This window comes from Salmonirosea aquatica (assembly GCF_009296315.1).
GTDB classification, from domain to species: Bacteria; Bacteroidota; Bacteroidia; order Cytophagales; family Spirosomataceae; genus Salmonirosea; species Salmonirosea aquatica.
Genome location: NZ_WHLY01000002.1, coordinates 3,070,830 through 3,089,282 on the forward strand (window position 1 = coordinate 3,070,830; position 18,453 = coordinate 3,089,282).

Annotated in this window: 15 protein-coding genes and 1 pseudogene; 11 read left to right on the forward strand and 5 right to left on the reverse strand. The window is 53.3% G+C overall.

Annotation, left to right across the window (positions count from 1 at the left end; translation table 11 throughout):
* The first annotated feature begins 37 nt into the window (after positions 1–37).
* Both GBK04_RS13900 and msrC read left to right on the forward strand, forming a co-directional pair.
* Positions 38–910, forward strand: coding sequence for a sugar phosphate isomerase/epimerase family protein (locus tag GBK04_RS13900; protein ID WP_152760619.1), 873 nt, complete (start codon positions 38–40; stop codon positions 908–910).
* Complete coding sequence (msrC, locus tag GBK04_RS13905; protein ID WP_152760621.1) at positions 910–1,395, forward strand: free L-methionine (R)-S-oxide reductase MsrC; 486 nt, start codon at positions 910–912, stop codon at positions 1,393–1,395. The genes GBK04_RS13900 and msrC overlap by 1 nt, the downstream gene beginning before the upstream one ends.
* An 86-nt stretch (positions 1,396–1,481) precedes the next feature.
* Here the strand turns inward: msrC and GBK04_RS13910 are convergent, their stop codons facing one another.
* The gene (locus GBK04_RS13910) at positions 1,482–1,838 is read right to left on the reverse strand and encodes a YraN family protein (protein WP_152760623.1); all 357 of its coding nucleotides are present in this window, start codon (positions 1,836–1,838) and stop codon (positions 1,482–1,484) included.
* 85 nt (positions 1,839–1,923) lie between these two features.
* On the opposite strand from GBK04_RS13910, the gene lipB reads away from it, so the two are divergent.
* The 4 genes from lipB (at position 1,924) to rnr (ending at position 6,599) form a co-directional block, all read left to right on the forward strand.
* On the forward strand, positions 1,924–2,694 hold the full coding sequence (lipB, locus tag GBK04_RS13915) for a lipoyl(octanoyl) transferase LipB (protein WP_152760625.1): 771 nt from the start codon (positions 1,924–1,926) through the stop codon (positions 2,692–2,694).
* A gap of 33 nt (positions 2,695–2,727) precedes the next feature.
* Positions 2,728–3,135 (forward strand): hypothetical protein, encoded by a 408-nt coding sequence (locus GBK04_RS13920; RefSeq protein WP_152760627.1) that lies wholly within the window; start codon positions 2,728–2,730, stop codon positions 3,133–3,135.
* Between the two features lie 134 nt (positions 3,136–3,269).
* Complete coding sequence (locus tag GBK04_RS13925; RefSeq protein ID WP_152760629.1) at positions 3,270–4,004, forward strand: 3'-5' exonuclease; 735 nt, start codon at positions 3,270–3,272, stop codon at positions 4,002–4,004.
* 216 nt (positions 4,005–4,220) lie between these two features.
* On the forward strand, positions 4,221–6,599 hold the full coding sequence (rnr, locus tag GBK04_RS13930) for a ribonuclease R (RefSeq protein ID WP_152760631.1): 2,379 nt from the start codon (positions 4,221–4,223) through the stop codon (positions 6,597–6,599).
* A 60-nt stretch (positions 6,600–6,659) separates the two neighbouring features.
* On the opposite strand, the pseudogene GBK04_RS13935 reads toward rnr, so the two are convergent.
* Positions 6,660–8,020: pseudogene (locus GBK04_RS13935) on the reverse strand (chloride channel protein).
* A 173-nt stretch (positions 8,021–8,193) separates the two neighbouring features.
* On the opposite strand from GBK04_RS13935, the gene GBK04_RS13940 reads away from it, so the two are divergent.
* Positions 8,194–8,742 carry a YqgE/AlgH family protein gene (locus tag GBK04_RS13940; RefSeq protein ID WP_152760633.1) on the forward strand — a complete coding sequence of 183 codons (549 nt, stop codon included), beginning with the start codon at positions 8,194–8,196 and terminating at the stop codon, positions 8,740–8,742.
* A gap of 22 nt (positions 8,743–8,764) precedes the next feature.
* On the opposite strand, the gene GBK04_RS13945 is transcribed toward GBK04_RS13940, so the two are convergent.
* The 3 genes from GBK04_RS13945 to GBK04_RS13955 all read right to left on the reverse strand — a co-directional run bounded on the left by GBK04_RS13945 (position 8,765) and on the right by GBK04_RS13955 (position 11,610).
* Positions 8,765–9,376: a hypothetical protein gene (locus tag GBK04_RS13945; protein WP_152760635.1), complete on the reverse strand. Its 612-nt coding sequence runs from the start codon at positions 9,374–9,376 to the stop codon at positions 8,765–8,767.
* Positions 9,377–9,510: 134 nt separating this feature from the next.
* On the reverse strand, positions 9,511–10,239 hold the full coding sequence (locus tag GBK04_RS13950; protein WP_152760638.1) for a hypothetical protein: 729 nt from the start codon (positions 10,237–10,239) through the stop codon (positions 9,511–9,513).
* Between the two features lie 93 nt (positions 10,240–10,332).
* Positions 10,333–11,610, reverse strand: coding sequence for an outer membrane beta-barrel protein (locus GBK04_RS13955; protein ID WP_152760640.1), 1,278 nt, complete (start codon positions 11,608–11,610; stop codon positions 10,333–10,335).
* Between the two features lie 180 nt (positions 11,611–11,790).
* On the opposite strand from GBK04_RS13955, the gene GBK04_RS13960 reads away from it, so the two are divergent.
* The 4 genes from GBK04_RS13960 (at position 11,791) to GBK04_RS13975 (ending at position 18,447) form a co-directional block, all read left to right on the forward strand.
* On the forward strand, positions 11,791–12,222 hold the full coding sequence (locus GBK04_RS13960; protein ID WP_152760642.1) for a nuclear transport factor 2 family protein: 432 nt from the start codon (positions 11,791–11,793) through the stop codon (positions 12,220–12,222).
* 104 nt (positions 12,223–12,326) lie between these two features.
* A complete protein-coding gene (locus tag GBK04_RS30635; RefSeq protein ID WP_373330974.1) occupies positions 12,327–12,620 on the forward strand; it encodes a hypothetical protein in 294 nt (97 codons plus the stop codon).
* Positions 12,611–12,892 (forward strand): type II toxin-antitoxin system RelE family toxin, encoded by a 282-nt coding sequence (locus GBK04_RS13970; protein ID WP_152760644.1) that lies wholly within the window; start codon positions 12,611–12,613, stop codon positions 12,890–12,892. Before GBK04_RS30635 ends, GBK04_RS13970 begins: the two co-directional genes overlap by 10 nt.
* A gap of 134 nt (positions 12,893–13,026) precedes the next feature.
* Entirely contained in the window at positions 13,027–18,447 is a 5,421-nt protein-coding gene (locus GBK04_RS13975) for an alpha-2-macroglobulin family protein (protein ID WP_152760646.1), read from the forward strand.
* The last annotated feature ends 6 nt before the right edge of the window (positions 18,448–18,453 follow it).

The following is an 18,453-nucleotide window of genomic DNA, read 5'->3' on the forward strand; positions in this document are numbered from 1 at the left end:
ATAACCAAATTGCTATTCCATCAAATCCCTTGATTTCATGAAAAAGATAACCTTAGTACTAGCTGCCTTGGCCTTGGTGCTGCTTTTTACAAATTTACCCGAAGCACTGGCCCAGAAGAAAGGCAAGCCGTTGTATACTTTCCCGTTGGGCGTGCAAGCCTATACCTACCGTGCTCATTTTCCAAAAGACGTCGAAGGTACCCTCGACCGCATCCAGTCGCTGGGTATTACTGAAATCGAAGGTGGCGCGCCAAAAGGGTACACGCCCGAACAATTCAAGAAGATGTGCGCCGACCGGGGAATCAGCATTCCGTCTACCGGAGCGGGTTATGAGGAATTGGTGAAATCGCCGGAAGAAGTAGCCCAACGGGCCAAAACGCTGGGTGCCCAGTACGTGATGGTAGCCTGGATACCCCACGAAAAGGGGAACTTCACGCTCGAAAACGCCAAAAAAGCCGTAGAGGATTTCAACCGTGCGGGTAAGGTGCTACAGGAAAGCGGAATCACATTCTGCTACCATGACCATGGCTACGAGTTTCAGCCCTATGGCGATGGTACCCTGCTGGACTACATCATTCAGAATACCGATCCTAAGTATGTGTCCTTCGAAATGGATGTACTCTGGACGCAGTTTGGCGGCGGCGATCCGGTGAAATTGCTCAATAAGTACCCCAACCGATGGAAGCTGATGCACCTCAAAGACCTCAAAAAGGGCGTAAAGGGTGATCTGACCGGAGGTACCCCCGCCGAAAACGATGTACCATTAGGTAGCGGGCAGGTAGCCATGGAAGAAGTGATTCGTACCGCCAAGAAGATTGGGATCAAGCACTTTTTCATTGAAGACGAAAGCAACAAAGAACTGGAATACGTACCCATCAGTATTGCCTACATCAAGGGCTTGAAACAATAATGGCCGAAACACTGGCTCTTCCCACCGCCACAAGCCGCGCTGAGCTCTATGACGCGCTGTACCCGCAACTAGAAGCTCTGGTAATCTCCGAAAGCGACCTGACCGCAAATCTGGCCAATACGGCCGCCGCTCTGAAAGAAGCGTTTAGCTTTTTCTGGGTAGGTTTTTACATAGTGAAAGAAGGACAATTGGTGCTGGGACCATTTCAGGGGCCCATTGCCTGTACTCGGATTCCCTTCCACAAGGGCGTATGCGGGGCCTGCTACACGCGGGCCGAAACGATCATCGTTCCGGACGTCGAACAGTTTCCGGGGCATATTGCGTGTAGCTCGGCGTCCAAATCCGAGATCGTGGTACCCGTTTTCAATCGGAATGGTACCGTGGCGATGGTACTCGATGTAGACAGTGACCTACTGGATGATTTCAGCCAGGACGACGCTGACGGATTGGAGAAGATCGTGAGGTTGTTGGAAAGGAAAATTTGATTCTGGCTTAAACGGTGAAAGGTTAAGGGTTATACGATGTTCTTTAATAGATATCCCCTTAGCTATTTGACCGTTCGCCCAATTCCCTAACAAAACGCATCCTTAATATGCCGGATGTTCAGGTTTCCATTGGGCAGGATCAGTACTGAGATGATGTCGAAGCGCACGTCGAACATCCAGTCGTTGTCGAAGATGTATTGCTCGGCGGCTTTCATGATGAGCCTGGTTTTGGTGTAGTTCACAAATTCCTCCGGCATGCCGAAGCCCGTGCCGCTACGAGTTTTCACTTCTACAAAGATCAGCAGCTTGTCTTTTTCGGCAATCAGATCGATTTCCGCGTGACGGTGGCGGTAGTTCTTGACAACGATCCTGAACCCTTCCTTTTGCAAAAATTCCGCGGCGCGTTCTTCGCCCCAGTGCCCGGTGTCGTTATGGGTAGCCATCTGAACATTTTTGATCCAAAATAGTGTTATTAGCCGTAGAAACCTAGCGGGAGCTTCCGGTTACGGTTTTTACGAGATACCTTTCATGAATTCTAAAATAAACAAACGAAGCTACGTTCGGAATCTGGGCCTGCTCGATTACCAGCAAGCCTGGGACTATCAGGAAGAGCGCTTCGCCGAGATCGTCGCCATCAAGATCGCCAACCGGGGTGCGTTGCCCGAACACCAAACGCCTACGCCCAACTACCTCCTTTTTTGTGAACATCCGCACGTATACACGCTGGGCAAGAGCGGGAAACCCGAAAACCTGTTGCTAAACGAAGCCGGTTTGCAAGAAGTACAGGCGACATTTTACAAAATCAACCGGGGCGGCGACATCACCTACCATGGCCCCGGCCAGCTGGTAGGGTACCCCATTCTGGACTTGGACAATTTCTTTACTGACATTCACCGCTACATGCGGACACTCGAAGAAGCCATTATCCTGACCCTGGCCGACTTCGGCATTAATGCCGGGCGCATCGAAGGCCTTACGGGCGTGTGGCTCGATCACGAAACACAAAAAGATCCGCGAAAAATATGCGCCATGGGCGTTAAGGCCAGCCGCTGGGTGACCATGCACGGCTTCGCTCTCAATGTGAATACCGATCTGACCTACTTTAAAAACATCATTCCCTGCGGCATCGATGACAAAGCCGTTACCTCCATGCAGCAAAAATTGGGAAGGGAGGTACCCCTGGAAGAAGTAACGGAAAAACTAAAAAACCATTTGGCAACCTTGTTCGGGTTAGAACTTATCTCCCATTCACCCATGGAGGATAGTACCCATCTCAAGGCCGAAACCCTGGGCAACTGATTATTTCCCTTTCTGCTTTGGAACCTACTAAAAATGAAAAAAGATATTCCATTCCTGCCCGTCGAGGGCGTTCAGGTCGCTATTGTGCGTACGATCAATGAACTCAGCGCCGAGGCCTGGCACGTGACGCTGATCAACCGAAACGCGCAAACCATCACCAACGTTTTTGTGACGTCCAAAGGGTACGGTAGCCTGGAAAGTAACGCCGATCAGAAAACCTCCACGCTTCGGCACTTTTTCCCGGAGGTACCTCCGGGCGGCCACGTCATCGTGGAGCCGATCATGCCGGAGCTTTTTCACCTGACCAACCAGTACTGGGTCAGCTACTTCATCGAAAATCAGGTTTACGATAAAAAGTTTATCTTCGTGCCAGACAGCATCGTACCCGACAACCTGATCGAAATAAAACCGCTGGGACTGGTGGGGGTGTTGCATGAATAATTTTTTAAAAAGCCAATGGCCATTAGCTGATGGCTGGTAGCTTTTGTATATGATCTTATCCAGAATGGAATTCCGGGGATGGAGTTCCTAGAAAGGATTTAAAAAGCTATTAGCCAATAGCCATCAGCCCTCTTATGACCGAAGAATTTCGTCGCCGCATTCGTAATTTGTTCTTTCTCGACATCGAAACCGTCGCCTCTCACCCGGCTTACGATCAACTGGACGAGCGGATGCAGCAGCTCTGGGACAAAAAAGCGGACAAACTACGTAAGGGCGACGATCAGCGTACCAATGCCGAAATGTTTTACGGACAGGGGGCCATCTACGCCGAATTTGGCCGGGTGGTGTGCATTGGTTTCGGGCAGTTGTTTTGGAACGAACGTGACGAACTTTCCTTTAAAGTCCGGTCCTTTGCCAATACCGACGAAGCCACCTTGCTACGGGATTTCAAAGCGCTTATAGAGAAGTACCCCGCCGACCAGTTGATCCTATGCGCGCACAATGGCAAGGAATTTGATTTCCCCTACCTGTGTCGACGCATGCTGATTCATGGGATTGCGCTACCCCGGGCCATGCAGCTGGCCGGTAAGAAGCCGTGGGAAATCCTGCATCAGGATACGCTGGAACTCTGGAAATTCGGTGATTACAAAAATTACACGTCCCTGGATTTACTAGCCGCCGTGTTTGGTATTGCGAGCAGCAAAGACGAAATGAGCGGCGGGCAGGTGACGCCCGTATTTTACGAAGAGAACGACCTTGAAAAAATAAGCCGCTATTGCCGCGAAGACGTGGTGGTACTGGCTCAGGTGTACCTGGGCCTCCATTGCCAGAAGGCCGTCGCCGATGAGAACATCATTCGGGTGGAGTGAAAAAGGGTATTCTGAAAATTAAAAGCAGAATTTCAGTTTTCCTGTAGATTCGCAGGTACCCCCGTTTTACTTTAAACAAAAATAAATAAGCAGCAGGGCTTCTGGCTGTCCCTGAAATAAGAAGCCGTCAACTATTGGCCCGCTTTTGTTGGGCTATTCTAAAATTATTTTTTTTAAAAGGCTACCCGCTATAAGCTAGTAGCCATTAGCTAAAATATGAGATCAAACAAATCCCAAAACAGGGAACATAAAGACAAGAGTACCGGCAGTAAACCGCCCCGTACTCTGCTGTCGTTCGTGGACGGCCTGAAGGCCGACATCGCCACGTTTTTTGAAATGAATAATGAAAATACTTTTCGGTTGCCCGACATCCACGATCATTTTGGGGCGGGTGATAAGAAACTCCGCCGCCTGGTGGACGAAATTGTGCACGAACTGCAAGAGGGTGGCAAGCTCCTCAAACACCCCGATGGTACCTACGGTGCAACCGCCGATACCACCAAAGCGGGTCTGATTGGTAAGGTAGATCATGTCAATAAAAATTTCGCGTTTGTGGCCGTCGAAGGGCAGGACGACGATATCTACGTAGAAACCGAAAACCTGAAGGGGGCAATGGACACGGACATCGTCAAGCTGCAGATTTTCAGCGACGGCCGCGCACGGGGTACCCGGCTCGAAGGCCGCGTGACTGAAGTACTCGAGCGCGGTCGACCCGAAGTGGTGGGCGTCATCGAAATCTGGCCTAAGTACGCCCTGGTAGAACCGGATCACCGGAAAATCTACGATCCCATCCACATTCCACTGCAAGACCTCAAGGACGCCAACGATGGCGACAAAGTCATCGCTCGCATCGAGCAGTGGCCCAGCCGTACGCGCAAAGCCGAGGGGAAGATCATCGAGGTACTCGGTAAAGCCGGCGACAATAACGCCGAAATGCACGCGATCCTGGCCGAATTTGGCCTGCCGATACATTTTCCGCCTAATGTAGAGCGCGAGGCCGAAGCCATCCCCGATGCAATACCGCAAAAGGAAATCGAAAAGCGGCGTGACATGCGCGAGGTAGCTACCTTCACCATCGACCCCGTGGACGCCAAGGACTTCGACGACGCGCTGTCGCTAAGGTACCTTGACAACGGCAATGTCGAAATTGGCATCCACATCGCCGATGTGGCCTACTACGTGCGTCCCAATACTGAGCTGGAGAAGGAGGCCTATCGCCGCGCTACCTCGGTGTACCTGGTGGATCGCACCGTGCCGATGCTACCCGAAAAACTCTCCAATGGTCTGTGTTCGCTACGTCCCAACGAGGATCGACTGGCCTTTTCGGCGGTATTCGAGATGACCACGCGTGGCAAGCTGGTAGAGGAGTGGTTTGGTCGCACGGTCATTCATTCCGACCGCCGGTTCAGCTATGAAGAAGCGCAGGAAGTGATCGAAACCGGAGCAGGCGACTACCCCGAAGCTCTCGATTTACTGAATAATCTGGCTAAAATTCTGCGGAAAGAGCGCTTTAAAAAAGGAGCCATCAACTTCGAAACCGTGGAAGTCCGCTTTATTCTCGATGACGAAGGCAAGCCGCTGGGGATTTACCAGAAAGAACGCAAGGACTCCAACAAGCTCATCGAAGAATTCATGCTGCTGGCCAACCGCCGCGTGGCCGAGTACGTCTATGGGTTGTCCAAAGGTAAGAACAAGAACACAATGGTGTACCGGGTGCATGAAGCGCCCGACCCGGAAAAGCTGAAAAGTTTTGCCACGTTTGTGGCCAAGCTAGGCTATAAAATCAATACCGACGAGGAAAAGGAAATCGCCAGGTCTATGAACGGGATGCTGGAAGACGTGGAGGGCAAGCCCGAGCAGAACCTCATCGAATCGCTAGCCGTACGCACGATGGCTAAGGCCCGCTATACTACCGAAGATCTGGGACACTTTGGTCTGGCCTTCCGGCGCTACTCGCACTTCACATCGCCCATCCGCCGCTACCCTGACGTCATGGCGCACCGTCTTTTGCAACACTACCTCGACGGCGGCGAATCGCCCAATCCCGAGCCCTACGAGGAAGCCTGCAAGCACTCGTCCGAGCGCGAGCGCATGGCCGCTGAGGCCGAGCGTGCCTCCATCAAGTACAAGCAGGTGGAGTACATGAGTACCATGGCGCTTGACCGCGTGTTCGATGGTATTATCACGGGCGTCACCGACTTCGGTATCTTCGTTGAAATCACTGAAACGGCCTCCGAGGGTCTGATTCGCATGAGTGATCTGGGCGATGATTACTACGAACTCGATAAAGAAAACTACCGCCTCATCGGTCAGCGGACCAAGAAAATTTACACCTTCGGCGATACCGTGAAGGTGCGGGTGAAGGACACCAACCTCGCCCGCCGCAGTATGGATCTGCTTCTGGCCGACAGTCCCGATTCGCACACGCGCAGCCGCCGCATTGAAGCTACGCGGAGTTCAGGCAGGTCGGGTGGCCGTAGTTCGGGTACCTCATCGCGAGGTTCATCCTCTTCCCGGGGAGGTGGAAAGGTAGGGTCGTCGATCCCCGCACCGCGTGGGCGGAAGAGCTCGGGGGGGAAACGAAAAAAGCGGTAGGTGGTTAGACAAGGTTGCTGTGGCGTCAGGTATTTCCACCTGACGCCACAGCGTTTAGCCCTACCCCTTCACCGAAGGCTCCATGAACTGTTCCTTCGCCTGCTCGTAAAATGATTTCTGTTCGACCAGGTACCCTACCAGATTGGCGATCATAGCCGCCAGTAGAAAATAGAAGATGGCGCTGTGGCGGTCGGTCATTTCGAGTACTAGAATCGCTGAGGTAAAGGGCGAGCGCGTAACGCCGGTAAGGTACCCTACCATACTCACCAGAATCACCAGATTATAATTGGTAGCCGCCACGCCCAGCAGTCCGGCCAGTCCGGCACCCAGGGTGGCTCCGGCGCTGAGCGAGGTGGCGAAGATACCCCCCGCGCCACCACTATGGTAGCTCAGGATCGGCCCGATGAACCGCGCCGGAAACTCGTACCACTCGGTGTGCTTGTTGTCCGAAAACAACAGGTGGTTCATCAGCTCCTTTCCGCTACCTCCCGACTCGGTGCCCGTAAAATAAATCAGGAAAGCGAATACCAGACCTACCCCCGCCACAAAGATCATTTGCTGGCGTTGGTTGGTCACGATCTTGTTTTTCCAGCTTCCAATCAGCAGCAGCAGGCGGGCCATCATCGCGCCGGCCCATCCTGCCAGCGCACCGGCCAGCAACACCACCCCCACGAAGGATATACCCACCGGCGTGACCTTAGGGTACCCTAAGTACAGATAAGGCCCCAGCAGGGCCTGGGCGGTCATACCGGCGATGATGACCGAAGCAAAAACCGCCGTGCGGAAGTAGGTGATATGGGTCTTGGTGAGTTCTTCCACCACAAACACAATTCCCCCAAGGGCGTGTTGAACGCGGCCGCCAGTCCGGAGGCACCACCCGTTACGAGCATGATGCGCTTGGATACCTTGGGCCAGTAGTCGGGCAGGATGCGGTTGACGAACCGGAAAATGGACGCGGAGATTTGCAACGTCGGGCCTTCACGACCAATGGCGCCATTGCCCAGCAGCAGGCTCAAGCTACTGATTACCTTGACAAAGGCGATGCGGAGGCCCAACAGCCGATCTACCCGCTTGTCCTGCCGGGGATTGGCAAGTTCGATGGAGGCCATCAACTGCGGAATACCGCTCCCCCGGGCAGTAGGCGCGTAGCGGTACACCAGCCACCACGATAATACGAAAAAACCAGGCGCCGTAATGAAAATGAGCCAGGGTGCGTCTTCGATCAACAGCCGACCGGCGCGCTCGAAAAGTACGAAAAGCCGCTCGTAGGCTACTGCCACAATACCGGTCACGAGGGAGGCAATCCAGAAGGGAAGTGCCTGCAACGTAATCGTCCGGATTTCCTGGTTGACGACTTTGTGACGCAGCCATTCCATTCCGTCCAGCATTTTTCCAAACAGCCACCAAAATTTTTCGCGCATTGTCTATGGGGGGTACTTAGTAAATGAATTTCTCTGGCGAATGTGAAGCGGCGGGACAATTTTAGTGAGGAATTTTCGTGGAAAAAAGGAAAAGAGGTTTTCAATTCCCGAAAATTTCACATTATATTACCTCCGGTAAACCAACTCTGTCTCCAATCGTCCTGTCATCCGTTATGCCTATCTCGAAAGGAAAACTGCTGATCGCCGAGCCCTTCCTCGGTGATCCCAATTTTGACCGGAGCGTGATTCTGCTCTGTGATCACCACGCGCACGGCTCGTTTGGGTTTGTGCTGAATCAGACCACGGATGTCATGCTGGGCGATGTGTTGGAAGAAACCATTTACCAGGATGTTCCGCTCTACCTGGGAGGGCCGGTGGAAAAAAACACGCTACACTTCATCCACCGTCGCCCCGATCTGATCGAGGGCGGGGGCAAAATCACCGATGGCGTGTACTGGGGGGGCGACTTCGAAAATGCGAAAACGCTACTGAATATGAATCAACTTTCCAATGACGATATCCGGTTTTTTGTGGGGTACTCGGGTTGGGGCGACGGGCAGCTGGAAGGTGAACTGCAGCAAAAAGCCTGGTACGTCACCCAGGGGCGGGCCGAATTGATTTTTTCCACGCCTGTGGAGGGGTTTTGGCGCGAAGTTCTCAAAGACATGGGCGGCAAGTACCGTTCCATTGCCCACTATCCTACCGATCCTACCCTGAATTAGAAAAATAGCCTGGGGTGGAACGTCAAAACCGATAGCCTACCTCTAAGCCAAATACTGAACTGATGCCCGACCTTCTTAGATTAGCTACACCAAACCGCCCTGCTATCGAAATTTCAGGAGTAATAAGGTATTCATATTCGGCCAGTAGATTGTAGCCTACGTTCAATTCGTCGAATCTTTCCCACTGAGTCTTCACATCCGTGAGCGTACCGTTTTCAAAAACGATATACTGAGCACTCCGCAAGCGGTCGTCTTTTCGGTACCAGACTGAAGGTCCGGCTCCTATCCGCAGAGCGTGGCGTTGGTTTTTAAGGAAATCAAAAGAAACGGTCACATCAGCAGTCACCCGTTCGCGGGGACGACCTTCGATCGAATAATTATTCGCAGTATAAATATTGGCGATATGTTCCCAATTTCGAACCTTTAAGTAGCCAAGATTGACCCCAAACACCAGCCGATCGTTCCCGATATGTCGGGCATATCCCAGGCGTGCCCGGTACCCTAAATCATCGGGAGCATCCAGACTCATGTAATCTATACCTGCCCGTACCGAATTTTTATAGGTAGCTACCTGCGCTTTGGTAAAAGAGCAGGACAGTAGGCAAAATCCCATCGCCAGAATAAGCTTATTCATTTGTTGAATCGACTTATGAAACAGAATATAGATAAAGTTAGGGAATAATTACTAATTCACAAAAGATACAAAAATGCTTCAATGGGTACCCTTCGCTGTATGAGAAAACAAAAGAGGACAACGATTATCCATTCTTATTTTGCCCGGGTTTTGCTCAAATCCACGACACGCCCGGCCTCGGTAAGCAAATCTTCGTATTCAGCCATTAGCTCCTGCCGGGTAGACTGGCGGACCAGTATAAGATTTTGAAATTCAACTTCACGAGATATGGCGGTTGGGGTACCTTTTCGGTTTTCGTCACTGGTGTTCCCCAGGGGAAGCCGCCTCAATATATAAGGACCCAGCAGGGAATTGGATGCCTCGGCTTCGGCAGCTTCTATCAGCACGACCGATGTATAGTGACTGTAATAGTCGAACAGCGCGTTTTTAAGCGGAAAGCTACTGATTACCTGCATATTGCCTGTACTTTTTAGGTCGGAGAAAGTAGCATCCCGCGCCACAAAGCGGGGCCGTTTGAAAATGAACCGGACGTCTTTCGCAAACTGATCATAGCCAGGGGAGGTACCTTCCTGACCGAGTTTTGAGAGGGATTCGGTTTTCTGGACAATCAGCCGGGTTTCCGCGACTACTTCCTTTAACTGGTTCATGTCCGAAGCGATGTCTTCGGCTAATTCTTTCAGGTACAGTTCTTCCAATTCCTGCCTGCGTCGGTTGTCTTTCCACTCATCCAGGGCAAACGAAATACTGATACTCAGAATAATGACGACAATCTCCAGAATATATTCCGGCCAACGCTCCCGAATGAGCGCCCCGAACTTTTCCGAACTTTTTATCTTTTTTTGGACGGGCAGGTTTTCCTCCAAGACTTCAACTAATAAAGGTGAGCGGGGCGATGTGTTTTCTAATCTGTAGAACTATAGGATCAAAAGGTATCGATTCCTGAGAAATTCCTTTCATCACCACGAGTAGTGTAGCCCCAGCTGCGGCAACGAAATCACCGCATTCTCCGACACGGGGTAGGTAGGCCGCAACATGTACACGCCTACGTCGGCCTTCACGTGACGGCTAAGCCGAAAACTGATGCCTGGCATAAGCGCCACAAACTGCCAGCCCCGCCGGTAGGTCTGCCCGCTTTCCTGCCCCATGAGGTACGCGGCCTCCACGAAGGGCGAAAAAGCCGTGGTGCTGATGTGGTACCGCACCATGGGTCCGGCCGCCCAGCCCGTCAGCGGAGCTTCGATGGGCACGATGGTCGAGTATGCGCCAAAGCCTACGGCGCCCAGCAGTACCCGTTCCGACACGAAAATACCACCCCGGGCGGCTACGTTGGCAAAGGTACCCCCCGTCTGGTACGGGATACCGATCCCCGAGACGCCCACCATGGCCGTTCCAGCGGTAAAATCAGGGCGGTTGCTGGACCGCTTGCCGGTCAGAGGCGTGTTGTAAGGGCTCATGTAATTGCCGGATCGCTTCCAGCGCAGGCTCTGCTTGTAGCCCATTTGCAGGGCCAGGTAGCTACCTTTGCTCACGACATTGGCCTGATAGTTCACACCATTGAGGTCGAGCTCCTTGGTGGATATATGAAAAAGGTCCCGAAAACCCTGATTGTACAGTACCTGCACGGTGAGCGAACGGTACTGTCCGAGTTTATAATCCAGCCCCGTCCGGAAGGTGACAGCCAGCCCATTGTTGCGGGTGTGGGCGCTTTCGAGTTCGTACTGGTACACATCGCCTGGCCAGTGGCCATCTATTTTGCGGTCGTCTTTTTCGCGCACGTAGCCATCGAAGCGGTTGATGATATAGCTGCCGTCGACCCCGGCGGTGAGGATGAGCCGACGCCACAGTAGTTTGGAATTGTAGGTGAAGCCCACATTGAGATTGGCCGGAGAAAACTGCGTGTAGCCATCGTTGCGGCCCCAGCCGTTGACCGCCCCGGTAGTGGAGTCACGGGCGATGAATTGCGTGCGGGTACCTACCTTGAGGCTGGCCGTGCGGATGCCCATGCGCAGCGACAGATTGGGGGTCAGGCTGCGTTCGGCGCTCAGGTCGAACGACGCCCCGAAGCGGTCGGGGGCTTCGAATTTTCCGCTGGGCAGGGGCCGGTCGGAAGATAGTGTGTTGTAGGAAAGGGAAGGACCCAATGAAACACTCAATCGCCACGGACTCTGCGCAAAAGCATTCCCTGAGAGGATAATCAGCAACACTACTAATACACGTTGTAAAGTCTTTTTCATACGCACAGCCGTAATGGATTATATTATCACACTAAAATACTGACTATCATAATAAATTACCCAACATTTTCATAAAAACTCTGGGAATATCTGATTGAGTGGCAAAAGGTAGTAAGCACTTTTTCGTTTTGATGAGGCAATCCGCCATTTTTACTAAAATATAGTATTGAATAATCCTCTATGAAAAAGATCTTCCCCGTATGGGTACTGATGTTGACCGCGCTAGGTACCCTGGCGCGGCAAAGTACCCCTCCCAATACTCCTACCGAATGTACCGAGGCTTTTTTTGAGGCTTTGTTGGCAAAAGATGCGTCTGCGCTGCGATCGCTGCTTACTGTAGATTATGCGATGGTTAGTTTCGATGGAAGTCTGGTGGATGGAAATACGCTGGCCGAGGCTGTGGCGAGTGGCTACATCGCTATCGAAAGCGGCAATGTGTCGCGCACGTACGCCCGGCTTTATGGCGAGGCCGGGATTGTCACGGGTACCTGGAACGCAAGGGGTACCCTGCAGGGCTACAAATTCGACAATCAGATCAGTTTCATGGCGGTCTGCGTGCGGCAGGGCGGCGCCTGGAAGCTGGCGGGTGTGCAGTTTACGCCCACGATGTAACGGTTCAGACAGCAACCTTATATCGGTAAAACCCTTTCAAATCATACACATTGTCTTGTATATTTGTAGAGTATACTTTACAGAGAAATTAAAAATAATCAAATATGGTCACCGGAATTGTTAACAACTACGAAGAACTGTTGAACAACATCGGCCAGATTATCGAGGTATCAGGCTACCGAAACGATTATATTGCCCGCAAAATAGGCATGAGTCCGGCTAATTTTTCAGCCAAAAAAAGCCGTAAGTCGTTCACTTTGGCCGAAATGAAACGTATTGTTGAAGTGATCGATAATGAAGATGTTACCGATTATTTGATGGTTCAGGAAATGAATGCGAGAAAAGACGACGAGACTATTTCGCATAAAGATTTCTACCAACAAATGGGATGGAAATAATCTATCGTAAGAAATTTCTCAAAGAGGCGAAACGGTTGCCGCCTAAAAGTCAAGAACAACTCAAGGAAGTTTTTGACAAACTACAACAAGCTGATTCTCTTGAATCGGCTGGAGTCGACTATAAGTATATGGAAGGCCAGCAGAAAGGCCAGAATTACTATCGGATCAGAATAGGAGGGTGGCGTATAGGTGTGGAGTACCTCAATCCTGATCTGATTGCAGTGACGGTTGCCTCGCGCGGAGATATTTATAAGGGTTTCCCACCGAAGTAGATGGTTTGGCTGACTATGCGTTTGACACGCGCGGCCCCAGTGAGGGACTACTTTTTGCTTAAATGATCCTCCAAATCTTTATATTCACCCCGCCAATTTCCCTCAACCCTTCACCATTGACCTTTTACCCAAAAATGCCCAAACCCCTCGCCTCCGCTTTATCTTTACTGTTTCTCTTAACGGTCGCAGCCTGCTCCTCCTTCAACGAAGTCCATCTCGTGGGCAAGAACTTCACCGACGAAGTGCAGCTTTCGCAGAACCTGGTTTTTACGTTTAATAAAGATCTGGTGCAGGAAAGCCGCCTGGGGATCTGGGATTCCACGCAGTACGTCAGGTTCTCGCCCGCCGTGCGGGGCAAGTTCAAATGGACGGCCCCGAACGAACTGGTTTTTTCGCCCGTAGCGGCACTCGCCCCGGCGACGAACTATAAAGCAGAACTGACGGATGAATTGCTCACTCATGTTGAGAAAGATAAAAAATATGACGTAGACGACGAGGACGTCGATTTTCATACTCCCTACCTCCAGCTCATGGATCTCCAAAGCTGGTGGACGCGCTCGACGGAGAGTAGTCGCCCCGAGGCGCGGCTGCGGCTGACGTTTAATTATCCCGTGGAGCCGCAGGCGGTGGCGGAGCGACTGAAACTAAGTCTGCGCGACAAATCCACGACCTTCCGCGTGCTACCCTCGTCTGACGGCCGGAACGTGACCGTGGCCCTCACTCAAACAGGTACGGCCGACGACAATCCGATTCCGATGACGGTACAGATTGACAAGGGATTAAAGATCCGGGATAACGACTATACAACACCCGAGCCGCTGGAACGCGCCGTGAGCCTACCCTCGCCGCTGCACCTGGAAGTGGCCGACGTGCAGACAGGCTTCGAGAATAACCAAGCTTTTGTCCGCGTGGTGACCACTCAGGAACTTACTCCCGAAAGCATCAATACAGGCTACGGTCTCGACCCGGCGCTTGCGACCAAAACCGAAGCTACCGAAAATGGCTTTACGCTGCGCGGCGATTTTAACGAGACGGATACCTACGTTTTGAAACTGACCACCAATCTGAAAGGTACCCTCGGGCCATCGTTGGAAGAGGAGGTTTCGCGTGACTTGTTTTTTGGCAAAATGCCCGCCGGGATTTCTTTTACCCATAAAAAAGCGGTGTATCTTACGCCCAAAGGAGCCAGGAATATCGGCGTACAGATCGTGAACGTGCCTAAGGTACAGGTCAAAATTGCCAAGGTGTATGAGAATAATATCCTGAGCTACGTCCGTAATAATCGCTACGAAAATTACGACTATGTAGGCGACGAATGGGCGCAGACGGGTACCTACAATTACAGCGATGATGACCAGAACTTTTACAGTGATGTCGTCGTCAATAAAATCGTCGATACCGAAAATCTGCCCCACCAGAAGGGGATTTCGGCGCTGAACGTCGCCCTTCCCGATGACAATGGCCGTAAGGGCGTGTATCTGGTGTCAGTGCATTCCAAAGAAGAAGCCTACCTGGGATCGACGAAACTCGTGGCAATTTCAGACATTGGTTTGGTGGCTAAGGAAGGGCAGGATGAGGTCTGGGTTTTTGCCAATTCCATCAAAACCACCGAGCCGCTGAAAGGCGTGGAAATCACACTCGTGAGCAGCAACAACCAGTCGGTCTACACCCTCGAAACGGATGGTGACGGCGTGGCGCACTTCGAGAAGCTGAGCGAGAAAGCCCCCGGCTTCAAGATGGCGATGATCACGGCCCGCACGAAAGAGGATTTCAACTATCTGTTGTTTGAAGATACCCGCGTCGAAACCTCTCGCTATGAGGTGGAGGGCCACCGCGACAATCCCGCCGGCCTGATGGCGTTCATCTACGGCGAGCGCGACATGTACCGCCCCGGCGAAACCCTCCATTTCAATACAGTGCTGCGAACGCAGCGCTGGGAAACACCCAACGAAATTCCCCTCAAAATAAAACTTGTCACGCCCAACGGTCGCGAGTACCGTACCTGGCGTAAAACCACTAACGCCCAGGGCGCGGTCGAAACGGAAGTGACCGTGGAAGCTTCGGCGCTGACGGGTACCTACCAGCTGGAAGTCTACAACGCCAACGACCTGCTGCTGGCGTCGCAGCCCGTGAGCGTGGAGGAATTCATGCCCGATCGCATCAAGGTAACTTTGAGCGGGGCCAAACCCCAGTACAAAGCCGGCGAAACCGTCGCGCTAACGGCCACCGCCGTGAATCTTTTCGGTCCGCCCGCCGCGGGTCGCAACTACGAAATGGCCATTCAGTGGAGTCGGAAAGCATTTTCCGCTCCTGATTTTCCCGCGTTCAGCTTTGACATACCCGCCGAAACCACCTTCGAGCGCGAGCAGCGGCAGGGAGTCACCGATGCGCAGGGGCAAGCCACCGAGCGCATTCCTATTCCGGCGCAATATAAGGACATCGGCCTGCTGGAAGGCAAAGTGTACGTGACCGTCTTCGACGAAAACGGGCGACCCGTCAACCGTCTGCAACGCTTCGACGTACTCACGCAGAACACGCTGTTCGGTATCCGGCTGCCCAGTTACTACGTCAGTACAAATGCCCCCATTCCGGTGGAAATCATCGGGGTTAATAGCCAGGGTACCCTACAGAAAAACGTCGCCGCACAGGTGGAGGTTGTCCGTATCGAGTACCAGACGGTGGTCGAAAAGCAGAACGAACAACTGCGCTACACTTCGCGCAAGCGGGAGAAAATGGTATATTCCAATACCCTCAACTTGGGTAACGGCAAAGGTACCTTCCGATACGTGCCAACCGTTTCGGGCGAGTACGAAGTGCGGGTGCGGCGTCCGGGGGCCGAACACTATGCGGCCACGAATTTCTACGCCTATGGCTACGGCTCCACGGAGTATTCGTCTTTCGAGGTGAGTACCGAGGGCCGGGTGTTGATGGAGACCGATAAGGAAAAGTACCAGGTGGGCGACAAGGCCAAAATTTTGTTCAAAACGCCCTTCGATGGTCGCTTGCTGGTGACCATCGAGCGAAACCACCTACTGGAACATCACGTACTGAACACCGAGAAGAAAGCCGCCGAACTGACGCTCGCGCTCAAAGAGGAGCATTTGCCCAACGTCTACATCACGGCCACGCTTATCCGTCCGCTCGATGCGTCGGACTTGCCGCTGACGGTAGCGCACGGCTTCGCGCCTATTACCGTCGCCGCGCCTGACCGTACCCTGCCCGTAACGATTACCGCCGCCACCCAGTCACGATCCAAGAAAAAACAGCAGATCCGAGTCAAAACCGCGGCCAACGCACAGGTGACGGTGTCGGTGGTGGATGAGGGGATTTTACAGATCAAGAATTTCCGCACGCCCGACATCCACGGCTATTTTTACCAGAAACGTGCCCTCGAAGTCGTCAGCCACGATTTGTATGCCTTTCTTTTTCCTGAACTCACTTTCTCGACCACGTCCAGCGTGGGTGGTGACGGATACGACCTCGAACGCCGCATCAATCCGCTTAGCAACGGCCGTACCGAACTCGTCACGTTCTGGAGTGGTATTCTGACCACCAATGGCAGCGGTGAGGCTAATTTCGACATCGCGATTCCACAATTTAGCGGCGACCTGCGCGTGATGGCCGTAGCCTATAAGGATGACGCCTTCGGCTCGGCCTCGGCCAACATGAAAGTGGCCGACCCGGTAGTGATCAGCACGGGCGCGCCGCGTTTCCTAAGTCCCAACGACGAACTGCTGCTACCCGTAAACGTGAGCAATACCGAGAAAAAAGCCGCTACCATGACCATTTCGCTGCAAACCAGCGGCCCGCTGGCGGCCGGCGATAAGTCCGTGCAAAGACTCACCATCCCGGCAGGCCAGGAAGCGCGGGCGCTGTTCAGCGTGAAAGCGGGTTCGGGTATCGGTCAGGGTAAAATCACGGTGAAAGTAGGCGCCTTTGGTGAAACCTTTGTGCAGGAAACCAACCTGACCGTGCGCCCGGCCTCACCGTTGCTCAAAACCAGCCAATCGGGTGTTATCGCAGCTGGCCAAACGGGTACCGTCGACCTGAACCACAGCTACCTGCCCGGCACGGCGCGTGCCCAGGTGACATTCAGCCGCTCGCCGCTGGTGCAGGGCGGTGGCAAGGCTTTGTCCACCCTGCTAGGGTACCCCTACGGTTGCCTGGAACAGACGCTTTCCAAGGCATTTCCGCAAATCTATTTTGCCGACCTCACCAAAGCCATGGCCGCGCCGGTGTACCTGGTACGTAACGGTGAAAGTGATTTTAACCCCGCCACCAACGTGCAGCAGGCTATTCGCAAGACCGAGACCCAGCAACTCTACAACGGCGGCCTGGCGATGTGGCCCGGTGCCTCGCGCGAAGACTGGTGGGTAACGGCCTACGCGGTGCATTTTCTGGAAGAAGCGCACCGCGCCGGGTTCGAGGTGAACGGGGCAACCATGAGCCGCGCCATTGAGTACCTCACGGCCAAGACAGGTACCACCGCCACCGAAGAGGTACCCGTCGCCACGGAGGACGGCAGTACCATCAAGGCCGTGAAGGCGCAGCGTGAGAGCCTGTATTCGCTTTACGTGCTGTCGCTCGTAGGCCAGCCCAACCGCCCGGCCATGAACTACTACAAGCAAAACCCCAATTTACTCACGCCCGACGCCCGCTACCTGCTGGCCGGAGCCTTCCAGCTCATTGGCGACTCCCGCAGTTTTGCAGCCCTGCTGCCCGCGAGGTACGAGAATGACAACGCGCCTGACACTTTCGGGGGTAGTTACGCCTCACCGCTCCGTAATCTGGGGCTGGTGCTGAATACCCTATTGGAAACCGCCCCCGACAATAACCAGATTATACCTTTGGCACGTCAGTTGTCCCAAGCCGTGGTGTCGGCTTCTTACCTCAACACCCAGGAAGCAGGCTTCGCCGTGCTGGCGCTTGGCAAACTTGCCCAGCGTACCTCCGGCTCTACCGTTACGGCTACCGTCGCCAGTAAGGGCAAGCAACTCGCCACGTTCGACGGCAAGGAACTGAGTCTGGCGAAGGATATTCTGAACCAGAAGTTAACGGTGAAAACCCAGGGCAAAGGCGATCTGTACTGGTTTTCGCAGACCGAAGGCCAATCGGCTACGGGCACTTACGTAGAAGAAGACAATGGCCTGCGCGTGCGGCGGCAGTACCTGACCCGGAACGGCAGCAGCGCGGGTAGTATCAAACAAAATGACCTGATCGTTGTGAAAGTGAGTGTGGCCAGCACCAGCGGTCTGCCCATCGAAAATGTAGTGGTGACCGACCTGCTGCCCGCTGCTTTCGAGATCGAAAACCCGCGCCTGACCGAGCCGCGCGATATGCCCTGGATCAAAAACGCCGCCACGCCCGACTACTTCGACATCCGAGATGACCGCATCCATTTCTTCACCACCGCCACCGCCCGCGAGCAGACGTTCTACTACCAGGTTCGCGTCATTTCGAAAGGTACTTTCACCGTCGGTCCCGTTGGGGCGGATGCGATGTACCAGGGCGAGTACCGGAGCTACTCGGGGGGAGGGAAGGTGACGGTGCAGTAGGTTGGC

What these genes read in the sequence shown, in the direction of transcription:
- GBK04_RS13900 (WP_152760619.1), top strand. Translation starts at nt 38, where the DNA reads ATGAAAAAGATAACCTTAGTACTAGCTGCCTTGGCCTTGGTGCTGCTT.
- msrC (WP_152760621.1), top strand. Translation starts at nt 910, where the DNA reads ATGGCCGAAACACTGGCTCTTCCCACCGCCACAAGCCGCGCTGAGCTC.
- GBK04_RS13910 (WP_152760623.1), bottom strand. Translation starts at nt 1,838, where the DNA reads ATGGCTACCCATAACGACACCGGGCACTGGGGCGAAGAACGCGCCGCG.
- lipB (WP_152760625.1), top strand. Translation starts at nt 1,924, where the DNA reads ATGAATTCTAAAATAAACAAACGAAGCTACGTTCGGAATCTGGGCCTG.
- GBK04_RS13920 (WP_152760627.1), top strand. Translation starts at nt 2,728, where the DNA reads ATGAAAAAAGATATTCCATTCCTGCCCGTCGAGGGCGTTCAGGTCGCT.
- GBK04_RS13925 (WP_152760629.1), top strand. Translation starts at nt 3,270, where the DNA reads ATGACCGAAGAATTTCGTCGCCGCATTCGTAATTTGTTCTTTCTCGAC.
- rnr (WP_152760631.1), top strand. Translation starts at nt 4,221, where the DNA reads ATGAGATCAAACAAATCCCAAAACAGGGAACATAAAGACAAGAGTACC.
- GBK04_RS13940 (WP_152760633.1), top strand. Translation starts at nt 8,194, where the DNA reads ATGCCTATCTCGAAAGGAAAACTGCTGATCGCCGAGCCCTTCCTCGGT.
- GBK04_RS13945 (WP_152760635.1), bottom strand. Translation starts at nt 9,376, where the DNA reads ATGAATAAGCTTATTCTGGCGATGGGATTTTGCCTACTGTCCTGCTCT.
- GBK04_RS13955 (WP_152760640.1), bottom strand. Translation starts at nt 11,610, where the DNA reads ATGAAAAAGACTTTACAACGTGTATTAGTAGTGTTGCTGATTATCCTC.
- GBK04_RS13960 (WP_152760642.1), top strand. Translation starts at nt 11,791, where the DNA reads ATGAAAAAGATCTTCCCCGTATGGGTACTGATGTTGACCGCGCTAGGT.
- GBK04_RS30635 (WP_373330974.1), top strand. Translation starts at nt 12,327, where the DNA reads ATGGTCACCGGAATTGTTAACAACTACGAAGAACTGTTGAACAACATC.
- GBK04_RS13970 (WP_152760644.1), top strand. Translation starts at nt 12,611, where the DNA reads ATGGAAATAATCTATCGTAAGAAATTTCTCAAAGAGGCGAAACGGTTG.
- GBK04_RS13975 (WP_152760646.1), top strand. Translation starts at nt 13,027, where the DNA reads ATGCCCAAACCCCTCGCCTCCGCTTTATCTTTACTGTTTCTCTTAACG.